At 72.8% G+C, this 10,905-nt stretch carries 12 protein-coding genes; 3 read left to right on the forward strand and 9 right to left on the reverse strand.

Annotated elements, in window-relative coordinates:
• Window positions 1-44 precede the first annotated feature (44 nt).
• The 5 genes from ACWGDE_RS30160 to ACWGDE_RS30180 form a co-directional block, all read right to left on the reverse strand.
• Entirely contained in the window at window positions 45-743 is a 699-nt protein-coding gene (locus ACWGDE_RS30160) for a DUF4191 domain-containing protein (protein WP_453392198.1), read from the reverse strand.
• A 10-nt stretch (window positions 744-753) separates the two neighbouring features.
• Window positions 754-951, reverse strand: coding sequence for an SCO2195 family GlnR-regulated protein (locus tag ACWGDE_RS30165; protein ID WP_214950030.1), 198 nt, complete (start codon window positions 949-951; stop codon window positions 754-756).
• Window positions 952-1,184: 233 nt separating this feature from the next.
• Window positions 1,185-2,132, reverse strand: a complete 948-nt coding sequence (lipA, locus tag ACWGDE_RS30170) for a lipoyl synthase (protein ID WP_453392199.1) — start codon at window positions 2,130-2,132, stop codon at window positions 1,185-1,187.
• 110 nt (window positions 2,133-2,242) lie between these two features.
• Window positions 2,243-3,040 carry a lipoyl(octanoyl) transferase LipB gene (lipB, locus tag ACWGDE_RS30175; RefSeq protein ID WP_453392200.1) on the reverse strand — a complete coding sequence of 266 codons (798 nt, stop codon included), beginning with the start codon at window positions 3,038-3,040 and terminating at the stop codon, window positions 2,243-2,245.
• Between the two features lie 88 nt (window positions 3,041-3,128).
• Window positions 3,129-3,497: a hypothetical protein gene (locus tag ACWGDE_RS30180; protein WP_453392201.1), complete on the reverse strand. Its 369-nt coding sequence runs from the start codon at window positions 3,495-3,497 to the stop codon at window positions 3,129-3,131.
• A gap of 173 nt (window positions 3,498-3,670) precedes the next feature.
• Here ACWGDE_RS30180 and ACWGDE_RS30185 point away from each other — a divergent pair, with 173 nt between their 5' ends.
• Window positions 3,671-5,110, forward strand: a complete 1,440-nt coding sequence (locus ACWGDE_RS30185; protein WP_453392202.1) for a regulator — start codon at window positions 3,671-3,673, stop codon at window positions 5,108-5,110.
• Window positions 5,111-5,204: 94 nt separating this feature from the next.
• Here the strand turns inward: ACWGDE_RS30185 and ACWGDE_RS30190 are convergent, their stop codons facing one another.
• The 3 genes from ACWGDE_RS30190 to ACWGDE_RS30200 all read right to left on the reverse strand — a co-directional run bounded on the left by ACWGDE_RS30190 (window position 5,205) and on the right by ACWGDE_RS30200 (window position 8,359).
• The gene (locus ACWGDE_RS30190; protein ID WP_453392203.1) at window positions 5,205-6,455 is read right to left on the reverse strand and encodes an NAD(P)/FAD-dependent oxidoreductase; all 1,251 of its coding nucleotides are present in this window, start codon (window positions 6,453-6,455) and stop codon (window positions 5,205-5,207) included.
• A gap of 210 nt (window positions 6,456-6,665) precedes the next feature.
• Window positions 6,666-7,559 carry a TIGR01777 family oxidoreductase gene (locus ACWGDE_RS30195; RefSeq protein ID WP_453392204.1) on the reverse strand — a complete coding sequence of 298 codons (894 nt, stop codon included), beginning with the start codon at window positions 7,557-7,559 and terminating at the stop codon, window positions 6,666-6,668.
• A gap of 98 nt (window positions 7,560-7,657) precedes the next feature.
• Window positions 7,658-8,359, reverse strand: a complete 702-nt coding sequence (locus tag ACWGDE_RS30200; protein WP_453392205.1) for a VIT1/CCC1 transporter family protein — start codon at window positions 8,357-8,359, stop codon at window positions 7,658-7,660.
• Between the two features lie 76 nt (window positions 8,360-8,435).
• On the opposite strand from ACWGDE_RS30200, the gene ACWGDE_RS30205 reads away from it, so the two are divergent.
• Window positions 8,436-9,581: a PP2C family protein-serine/threonine phosphatase gene (locus ACWGDE_RS30205; protein ID WP_453392206.1), complete on the forward strand. Its 1,146-nt coding sequence runs from the start codon at window positions 8,436-8,438 to the stop codon at window positions 9,579-9,581.
• An 89-nt stretch (window positions 9,582-9,670) separates the two neighbouring features.
• The gene (locus ACWGDE_RS30210; protein WP_453392207.1) at window positions 9,671-10,471 is read left to right on the forward strand and encodes a polysaccharide deacetylase family protein; all 801 of its coding nucleotides are present in this window, start codon (window positions 9,671-9,673) and stop codon (window positions 10,469-10,471) included.
• An 18-nt stretch (window positions 10,472-10,489) separates the two neighbouring features.
• Here ACWGDE_RS30210 and ACWGDE_RS30215 read toward each other — a convergent pair whose 3' ends face one another.
• Window positions 10,490-10,753 carry a hypothetical protein gene (locus tag ACWGDE_RS30215; RefSeq protein WP_453392208.1) on the reverse strand — a complete coding sequence of 88 codons (264 nt, stop codon included), beginning with the start codon at window positions 10,751-10,753 and terminating at the stop codon, window positions 10,490-10,492.
• Window positions 10,754-10,905 lie beyond the last annotated feature (152 nt).

Raw genomic sequence — 10,905 nt, forward strand, 5'->3', positions numbered from 1 at the left:
GCCATCCGGCTCGGGGCGCCCTTGCGTTGTATACGAAAATCCGGTCAGCGCATCTTTCCGCCGCGCGGCATGCGCATCCCCTTGGGCATCGGGCCCTTCGGGATCGGCATGTTGCTCAGCAAGTCGCCCATGGCCCGGAGCTTGTCGTTGACCTGGGTGATCTGAGGGCCGGAGAGCACGCGGGGCAGCTTCAGCAGGGTCGTACGGACCTTCTTGAGCGGCACCTCGCCCTCGCCGGTGCCCACGATGAAGTCGTGGACCGGGATGTCGGGCATGATCCGGGCCAGCTTCTTCTTCTCGTTCGCGAGCATCGGCTTCACCCGGTTCGGGTTGCCCTCGGCGATCAGGACCACACCGGCCTTGCCCACGGCCCGGTGCACGATGTCCTGCTGCTTGCTCATCGCGACGGCGGGGGTGGTGGTCCAGCCCCGTCCCACGTTGTCCAGTACGGCCGCGGCCGCGCCCGGCTGGCCCTCCATCTGCCCGAAGGCAGCCTGCTCGGCCCGCCGTCCGAAGACGATCGCCATCGCAAGGAACGCCACCAGGAAGCCCAGGATGCCCAGGTAGACCGGGTGGCCGATCAGGAAGCCGATCGCAAGAAGCACACCGAAGGTGACGATTCCCACGCCCGCGACGATCAGACCGACCTTCGGGTCGGCCTTGCGCGTCATCTTGTACGTCAGGGCGATCTGCTTCAGTCGCCCGGGGTTCGCAGCAGTCTCTGCGTTTGACTTCCTCGCCATAGAGCGAAGTTTACGTGGCCTTCTCGGTCCGGGTAGCCGCGGCCTCGAGTACGTGCTCGGTTTCGACGCGGTCCTTGGCCCGGCGGCGGTCCTCGAGGACGGCCGTCCAGGCGTTGCGACGGGCACCGCTCATGAGCAGGGACTCGATGCCGCGGAAGGCGTCGGTGAAGGACGGGATGGCGATGGCGCGTACGGGCGCGGCCTGCATGATGTCGATCCCTTTCACGGAGCTCACGTCGGGGGGTGACCAGGGGTGTGTGCTGTGCGTCAAGCAATCGTCACTGATTGGTGTTACCAGGGCGTGACCGGTCGGTCAATTGTGATTGACGCGTTGCAAACGCCGACGCGGCCCGCCGAGCACTTCCATGGAAGAGCCTAGGGGCCGCGTCGATGCGGTGTTACCTATCGGTAAGACTTTGTGCGCGAATTCACACAGTCCTCTCAGACCGTGGCGCGCTTCTCCATCGCCTGCTGGTACAGACGGCCCGCGCGGTACGAGGACCGGACCAGCGGGCCCGACATGACGCCGGAGAAGCCGATCTCCTCGGCCTCCTGGGCCAGCTCCACGAACTCGGCCGGCTTCACCCAGCGCTCGACGGGGTGGTGCCGCGGCGAGGGCCGCAGGTACTGGGTGATGGTGATGAGCTCGCAGCCCGCCTCGTGCAGGTCCTTCAGTGCCTCGGAGACCTCCTCGCGCTCCTCGCCCATGCCCAGGATCAGGTTGGACTTGGTGACGAGGCCGTAGGCACGGGCCTGCCGGATCACGTCGAGGGAGCGCTCGTAGCGGAAGCCGGGGCGGATCCGCTTGAAGATGCGCGGCACCGTCTCGATGTTGTGCGCGAAGACCTCGGGGCGGGAGGCGAAGACCTCCTCCAGCAGCTCCGGGACCGCGTTGAAGTCGGGGGCCAGCAGCTCGACCTTGGTGTGGCCGGTCTCGCGGCCCGCCGTCTGCTGGTGGATCTGGCGCACGGTCTCCGCGTACAGCCAGGCGCCGCCGTCCGCCAGGTCGTCGCGCGCGACGCCCGTGATGGTGGCGTAGTTCAGGTCCATCGTGACGACGGACTCGCCGACGCGACGGGGCTCGTCGCGGTCCAGCGCCTCGGGCTTGCCCGTGTCGATCTGGCAGAAGTCACAGCGCCGGGTGCACTGGTCGCCGCCGATGAGGAAGGTGGCCTCGCGGTCCTCCCAGCATTCGTAGATGTTCGGACAGCCGGCTTCCTGGCACACCGTGTGCAGTCCTTCGCCCTTCACCAGGGCCTGCATCTTGGTGTACTCGGGACCCATCTTCGCCCGGGTCTTGATCCACTCGGGCTTGCGCTCGATGGGGGTCTGGGCGTTACGGACCTCGAGGCGCAGCATCTTGCGTCCGTCGGGTGCGACTGCGGACACGACCGGCTCCCTGTGACTTCGATTCTTCGGCGCCCACCAGGGTACGCCCGTAATTTCGTACGCTCTTACGTCGGCCAACCTGCGGGGTGCCCGACCCATTCCCCCGGGGGCTAGCCGGCGGCCGGCTCTGTCTCCCGGGGCCGCAGCTCCGCCTGCTCCAGTACGTCCTTCAGGTGCCGTTCGATCACCGGCAGCACCTCGGCGATGGTGATCTCACGGCCGAGCTCGTAGGAGAGCGAGGTCACACCGGCGTCCCGGATGCCGCAGGGGACGATCCGGTCGAACCAGGTGTTGTCGGGGTTCACGTTGATCGCGAAGCCGTGCATCGTGACGCCCTTGGCGACCCGGATGCCGATGGCGGCGAGCTTGCGGTCCTCGCGGCGCTGGCCGGCGTTGGACGGGGCGTACTCGGGGCCGTTGAGCCGCGGGTCGAACTCCTCGTCCGCGAGCCGCGGGTCGAAGTCGACGGAGAGGCCGCCGATCTGCGGGCGCTCCTCCACCGGGTCGCCGAGCACCCAGACCCCGCTGCGCCCCTCGACGCGGGTGGTCTCCAGGCCGAACTCGGCGGCCGTGCGGATCAGCGCGTCCTCCAGGCGGCGCACGTGGGCGACCACGTCCACCGGGCGGGGCAGCTTCATGATCGGGTAGCCGACCAGCTGGCCCGGGCCGTGCCAGGTGATCTTGCCGCCCCGGTCCACGTCCACGACGGGCGTGCCGTCGAGCGGGCGCTCGCTGTCGGCGGTGCGCCGGCCGGCGGTGTAGACCGGCAGGTGCTCCAGCAGCAGGCAGGTGTCCTCGATCTCGTCCGCGAAGCGGGCCGCGTGCACCCGGCGCTGCTCTTCCCAGGCCACCGTGTACTCCACGGCATCCGGTCCGAAGCCCAGATGGACAAACCCAAGATCAGCCACCGCGGCGCCTCCTCGTCGAACCTGCCGTCGAACTTGCTGTGTGCACGTATCGCACCAGGCAAGGGTACGGCGACCCGCTCCGGCCCCGTCAGCCGCCCGTCGCGGCCCGGGCGAAAGGCCCCTGCGGCCCGGCGTCGGGCGGCCCCTCGGGCGACCCCGAAGCCGGTCCGTGCGGCGGCCCCTCGGGCGGTCCCGGGAGCTGGCGCGGGCGCCTGCGCCCCTTCGCCGGCCGGTCCGGGTCCTCGTCCGCCCGGGGCAGCCTGCGGTGCCCCTCGGAGTGGTCGTTCACCCAGCCGCAGACCCCGCACGCGTAGCGCCCGTCGAGCCCGGCGATGTACGTCCCGCAGCGCCGGCACTCCGCCTCGGTCAGCTCGGGGGCGGGCAGCGGGGCCGTGGCGGAATCCGCTTGGTCCTCGCATCGCTCGGGGGGCTGCTCCCCCGTGGTCCGGCGGCTCATGGGCCGCAGCGTACGCGGGTGGAGGGGGTCGGTCCGTAAAGAGCCCTACCGGTTCTCCACACGATCGGATGAATGTGGGACAGAGGGGGCGGTGCGGGCGAAGTTCGCCGCTACATTCACGCCGTTCACAGGGCCGGGACTCCGGTCCGTCACGTCAGGAGACCGTGGAGCCGATGACGGAACGACCTGCCCAGCGCGTCCCCAACCGGCAGCTCGCGGCACTGATCGCCGAGGCCGGGTTCTCCAACGCCGGGCTCGCCCGCCGCGTCGACCAACTCGGTCTGGAGCACGGTCTCGACCTGCGGTACGACAAGACCTCCGTGACCCGCTGGCTGCGCGGGCAGCAGCCGCGCGGGACCACCCCGGCGCTGATCGCGGAGGTGTTCACCCGGCGCCTCGGGCGCCGGCTGTCGGCCCAGGACCTGGGCCTGGACGCGTGCGCCCCCGTGTACGCCGGGCTGGAGTTCGCGGCCACCCCGGAGGAGGCCGTCGACATCGCGAGCGGACTGTGGCGCAAGGACTCCGGCTCGCACGCCGAACTGCGCAAGATCGCCTTCACCCCGGCCGGGCTGGTGGTGCCCAGCCGGGACTGGCTCATCGGGCGGGCCGACGAACGGGTCGGCCGCGGCGCGGAACAAGCCGCCGCGCGCGTCCCCGTACAGGGCCGGGCCTCGGTGCCCCGGCAGCGACAGATCGACCGCGGGCCCGGGCAGCGCGTCACGGGCGGTGACATCGCGGCGCTCAGATCGGTGGGCGAGCTGTTCCGCACCCTGGACCACGCCTACGGCGGCGGCCATGCCCGCCAGGCCCTCGTGCGCTACCTGGAGCACGAGGCGGAGCCGATGCTGCGCGGCACCTACGGGGAGACCACCGGACGCCGGCTGTTCTCCGCCGCCGCCGACCTGACCCGGCTCGCGGGCTGGACCTCGTACGACATCGCCGCGCACGGGCTCGCCCAGCGGTACTTCGTGCAGGCGCTGCGCCTCGCCCAGGCCGCCGGGGACCGGCCGTACGGGGCGTACGTGCTGGTCACCATGAGCCGGCAGGCGGTCTACCTCGGCCACGGCCGGGAGGCGGTGCAGCTGGCCCGCGTGGCCCAGCAGGGCGTCGGCTCGGGCCCGCCGCCGGTGGTGCAGGCGCTGCTGCACTCGGCGGAGGCGCGCGGGCACGCGGTGCTCGGCGAGGTCAGGGCGTCGACGGCGTCGCTGGTACGGGCCGAGCGGGCGCTGGGCGCGGCCCGGCCCGGTGACGACGTACCGCACTGGGCGCGGGGCTACGACGAGGGCCAGCTGGCCGACGAGTTCGGGCACTGCCACCGCGACCTGCAGCAGTACCGGGCCTCGGCGCAGCACGCGGAGCGCTCGCTCCAGCTGCGGGCGCCCGGCTACGCGCGCTCACGGCTGTTCTGCCGGGTGGTGCTCGCCACGGCCCGGCTGGGGCTGGGCGAACTGGACCAGGCGTGCGCGCTGGGCGCGGAGGCGGCGCAGCAGGCGATGGAGATGCGGTCGGTGCGGGCGGTGGAGTACGTACGGGACTTCGAGCGGCGGCTGGAGCCGTACCGGGACGCCTCGGCGGTGCGGACGTACCGGGACCGGGTGGCCGCCTTGTCGTGACCCTGCGGGCCGGCTCCCGGGGCTCCGCACCGGACCCCTCACCTCGAACGCCGGCGGGGCTGGAACCGCCCCGCCGGCGTGGATGGTGGTTGGCTCAGGCCGCCACCGGAAGCGCGGCCTCCGGGGCGGCCGGGAGCGGGATGCCGAAGTCGCGCAGGACGGCTCCGGCCGCGCGGCGGGCCGAACGCAGCGCGCCCTCGACGGTGTTGGTGTCGCGGTGGTCCCCGCACACGTACAGCCCGGCCAGGACCCTGACCGTGCGCCGGGTGTCCAGCGGCGGGGGCATGGCGGGGACGGCCTCCGGGGTGTGGTGCACGGCGAGGAGCTCCCACTCCCGGGTCGAGGTCTCGTAGAGCCGGGCCAGGCGCGCGGCGACCGTACGCGCGGGCGGCGGCGGGCCGAGCACGGTGGTGGTGACCAGGCTGCGGCCGGCGGGGGCGCGCGTCGGGTCGACGGCGCTCATCACGGCGGTGTGGGCGACCGGCCACTTGGGGTCGCCGTCCAGGAGCAGCGAGCCGTCCCAGGGCAGCGGGGCGGACGTGGCGTGGTGGATGACGGTGACCTGGTGGAACTCCGGGACCCGCAGGCCGGGGAGCAGTTCGGCGGCGGCCCGCGCGCCGGTGGCGAGCACGGCGGAGCGGCAGCTGAAGTCGCCGTGCCCCTCGGTGGTGACGAGGTTGGTGGCCACCGACCGGACCCGGACCCCGGTGCGTACGGTGCCGGGCGGCAGCGCGGCCGCGAGCAGGCCGGGCAGGGTCGCGGCGCCGCCCTCGGGCACGGCGAGCCGGCCGCGGGCGAAGGTCCGCAGGGCCAGGTCGGCGACGCGGCTGGAGGTGGCGAGGGCGGGGTCGCGCAGGAGCGCGGCGAGGAGCGGGCGCAGCGTCGTACCGAGGCTGCGGGAGCTCAGGGCGGCGTGGGCGGTGCGCTCGGGACGGGCCAGGAGGCGTTCCTCGGGCAGGGCGGCGAGGCGGCCGAGGGCGGCGCCGATCCGGGCCTGGTCGAGGGAGCCGCTGGTCAGGGCTCGAACGGGCGTGAGCACGCCGGCGTGCAGGATTCTGCCGTCGGTGTGGACGAGGGCCCCCGGTGCGAAGGGCCGCAGGACCAGGCCGGCCAGGGCCGGGGTCCGGGACGGTTCGGTGTAGGCGGTGTTGAGGAGCTGGCCGATGCGGTCGAGCCGGAAGCCGTCGACGGTCTCGGTGGCCATGCGGCCTCCGGGATCGTCGGCACCCTCCAGGACGATGACCGTGACTCCCGCGGCGATCAGGTGGTGCGCGGCCGTGAGTCCCGAGACTCCGGCTCCTACGATGATCACGTCCGCGTGGTGTGCGTGTGCGCTGTTGAGCACGTGCCCCTCCCCGAGGTCGGCCCGGCTGTGTGGGGTCCTCCTTCCCCCAACGCGCTCCGGTGGAACCCGAGTTGGCTGCGCTATTTCGGGCGACACGGTCAACTTCGGTCGCACGACGGTCGCATTCGGGTCACGTACGGTCGCACACGAACCGTGGTGCGCTCCCCCTCGACCGTCCGCCTCCAGGCGTCCGGGTCCGGGCGTCCACGTCTAGGCTTCGAGCGCGGCTCTGATCGACTCGTCGATCCCGGGGTACTTGAAGACGAACCCGGACTCCAGCAGCCGGGCCGGGCGCACCCGCTGACTGCCCAGCACGTCCTGCGCGAACTCCCCGAGCACCACGCGCATGACCGGAGCCGGTACGGCGAACACCGCCGGGCGGTGCAGGACCCGGCCCATCGCCGCCGTCACCTCGCGGTTGGTCAGCGGCTCGGGGGCGGTCAGGTTCACCGGGCCCTCCAGCGAGGGCGTGTCGATGATGTGGCGCAGCGCGGCGAGCTCGTCGTGCATCGAGATGTGCGACCAGTACTGCCGGCCGTTGCCGAGCCGGCCTCCGATACCGGCCTTGAAGATCGGGAACAGCTTCCCCCAGGCCCCGCCCTCGGCCGCGACGACCAGCCCGGTACGGGCGAACACGGTCCGGATCCCGGCCTCCCGGGCGGGCGCGGCGGCGGCCTCCCAGTCGATGCACACCTCGGGCAGGAACCCCGTGCCCGCCGGGGCGTCCTCGTCGACCGCCCGGTCGCCCGTATCGCCGTAGTACCCGATGGCGGTTCCGCAGAGGAACACGGACGGCGGCTCGGCCATCGCGGCGACGGCCCGCGCCATGGCGGCCGTGCCCTTGACCCGGCTGTCGCGGATCTCCCGCTTGTAGGCGGCCGTCCACCGGTGGTCCCCGACCCCGGCCCCGGCGAGGTGCACGACGGCGTCGCAGCCGGCGAGCCCGGCCGGATCGACGTACCCCCGGGCGGGATCCCACCGCGCCTCGTCGGCCCCGACCGGCTCCCGCCGCACGAAGCGGACCACGTCGTGTCCGTCTGCCCTCAGGGCCCGCCCGAGTGCACTGCCGATGAGCCCGGTGGCACCGGTGACTGCGATACGCATGGGCTCATCTTTACAGGCAACCCGGCCGCGCCGGTGCTTGAGGCGCGGGGTCCGGGGCGGAGCCCCGGGGTCCGGGCGCAGCCACGGGGCCGACCCCGTCAGGACGCGCCCAGCCAGCTGCCGACCGCATAGGTCACGGCCATCGCCAGCGCACCCCCCGCGACGTTCCGCAGCACCGCCCTCCCCGTGGGCGCCCCGCCCAGCCTCGCGCTGACCACCCCGCACACCGTCAGGGCCACCAGCACCGCCACCACCGTCACCGGCACCCGCCCGGAGGACCCCGGCAGCACGATCGCCAGCAGCGGAAGCAGCGCCCCGACCGTGAAGGCGATCAGGCTCGCCAGCGCCGCGTGCCAGGGGTTCGCCAGCTCGTCGGGGTTGATCCCCAGCTCCACCCGCGCGTGCGCCCGCAGCGCGTCCCGCTCGGTCAGCTGTTCCGCCGCCTCCCGCGCCACGTCCGCGCTCAGCCCGCGCTGCGCCAGCAGCCCCGCCAGCTCCTCCAGCTCCTCGGCCGGCGACTCCGCCAGCTCCCGCCGCTCCACGTCCAGCGCGGCCTTCTCCGAATCCCGCTGGGAGCTGACCGACACGTACTCCCCCGCCGCCATCGACAGCGCACCCGCCAGCAGCCCCGCGACCCCCGCCGCCAGGATCGAGGAGCGCGAGGTCGTCGCACCGGCGACGCCGACGACCAGACCGGCCGTCGAGATGATCCCGTCGTTCGCGCCGAGCACGCCCGCGCGCAACCAGTTCAGCCGCGTACTGATCGCCGCGCTCTGCCCAACGCCATCCGCATCCGTCACGCCCTCACTGTCGCCGCCCGAGCCACAAGGGGCCACCCGGCGTGCGCGCCCCGGGCGCCCGTACCAGGGTGGAGGGGTGAGACGCGGACGCGAGGACCCGGGCTGGCTGGGCGGGGCGCCGCCACCGCGCTGGGCCCGTTTCGCGCCCGCGGTGGCCCTGGTCGTGCTGGTCTGCGCGCAGCGCATCACCCCCGGCGACATCGAGGTCGGCTACTTCCTGGCCGGACTCCCCCCGGTGGCCGCCTTCGCGTACGGGGCCGCCGGGACGGCCGTCTTCGCCGGCGTGGTCCTGACCCTGCTCGCCCTCCCCCAGCTCGGCATCGCGCACGCCCGCGGCTCCGACCTGGCCACCGTCGCGGCGATCTGCCTGCTCAGCGTGGTCGTCGCCTGGGTCCGAAAACACCGGGACGCCCAGCTCGTCAGCGTCCGCACCGTCGCGGAGGCCGCGCAGCTCGCCGTCCTGCCGCCCGTCCCCGAGCTGGTCGGGGACGTCCGCTGCGCCGGGCTCTACCGGGCGGCCCAGCGGGGCACCCTCGTGGGCGGCGACCTGTACGACGTACGGGTCGGGCCGTTCGGCGTGCGCGCCGTGGTCGGCGACGTCCAGGGCCACGGGCTCGCCGCCGTGGGCACCGTGGCCTCACTGCTCGGTGCCTTCCGCGAGGGTGTCCTCGACGACGCGGAGCTCACCGCGGTGGCGGCCCGGCTGGACCGGCGGCTGCTGGCGGACTCGGCGGCCGAGTCGGTGGCGCACGCGGAGCTGTTCGCGACGGCGGTGCTCCTGGAGTTCCCGCCCGGGCTGGACCTCGTACGGATCGTGTCGTGCGGCCATCCGCCGGCCCTGCTGCTACGGGACTTCGCGGTCTCGGAACTCGACGTGGATCCGGGCCCCCCGCTCGGCCTGGGCCTGGCCGGCCCGACCCCGGCCGCACCGACCGAGCTCCCGGTGCGCCCCGGGGACCGGCTGCTGCTGTACACGGACGGGGTGACGGAGGCGCGCGACGCCTCGGGGCACTTCTACCCGCTGGCCGCACGCGTGCCCGTACTGGCCACGGACCCGGCGGGTCTGGCCCGGGCGGTGTGGCGGGACTTGGCCTCCTTCACCGGGGGCGGCCCGCGCGACGACGTGGCACTGCTGGTGCTCTCCCTGGACGCGGAGCCGGGCGGCGGCGGCCGTGACGGCGGCAGCGGGGACAGCACCAGTGGCAGCGGCAAGGCGCGATGACCACACCGTACTGATCACATGACCAAACGATGACAACCGCCCATTTAGCCCATTCGCCATGTTTCGCTCGGTTCTCCCAGCCCCCCAGCATGGAAACCGAGGCCCACCTGATGCGCGCACCGCACAAACACCACAGGCGGATCACGGCGGTCGTGGCGGCCGCGGGCGCCTTCGCACTGCTCACCGGCGCGATCGCGCTCGGCGCGGCCGAGGAGGAGGCGACGGCTCCCGACTCGGCGAAGAACCAGGTGATCGAGGCCCCCGCCCGGCTGCGGGTCGGCTCGGACCTGGTGCGCGCGGCCGAGGAGGAGGGCAAGGTCGTCAACATCACCCTCGACGACGGGCCCGACCCGAAGTGGACCCCGAAGGCCCTCGAACTCCTCCGGGAGCACGGCGCGAAGGCCACCTTCTGTCTGACCGGGCCGAACGCGCAGAAGCACCCGGACCTGGTGAACGAGATGGTCGCGGCCGGCCACCGGCTGTGCAATCACGCCGTCAGCCACGACACCGCCATGGACAAGAAGGACGTCGCGTACCAGGAGAAGGAGATCATGGACGCGAAGCACATGATCGACGGGGCGAGCGGCGGCACCCGCATCTGGTACTACCGCGCCCCCGGCGGTGCCTTCACCCCCGAGAGCCGCGACATCGCCGCCCGCAACGGCATGGCCAACCTCGGCTGGAACGTCGACCCCGGCGACTTCAACAGGCCCGGCGCGGACCAGATCGTCAGCGCCGTGCAGAAGCAGTTGGAGACCAAGGGGCCGACGATCCTCATGCACGACGGCGGCGGCGACCGCTCCCAGTCCGTCGAGGCCCTCGGAAAGCTGCTGCCCTGGCTCAAGGAGCAGGGCTACGGCTTCAGCTTCCCGAGGATCCCCGAGGCCTGAGACGTACCGCTCGGCCGGCTACCCGGCGTCGCGGATGAAGGAACGGACCATCTTGCACGTGACGTTGGACGGCCGGTGGATCCCCGTCCGGACGGCCATCGTGCGGATCTTCCGGTTGGTGGCGCGCTGAGCGTCATACGTGCCCGAGTCCAGCAGGGATATCGCCAGCCGCATCGCCTTCAGGCGCCGGTTGTGGCTCTCGTACCACTCGCGGGGCAGCCCCGCCGGCAGCGGCTTCTTCTTGACGGGCTCGACGGTGTGCAGGGTCATGGCAGTGGCCATCTACAGCCTCCCAAACGGTAGTTGGCTTCCTGTCGTTCTCCCTCGATTTTACCGGCGACCACTGACAGTCATAGTGATATCCGGGTCCCCGGTGGTCGTGACCCAATCACTGACTGACGTCCTGCTGGGCTGTCCTTGCTTTGATCTGTCCG

It is taken from the genome of Streptomyces sp. NPDC054956, assembly GCF_053609185.1.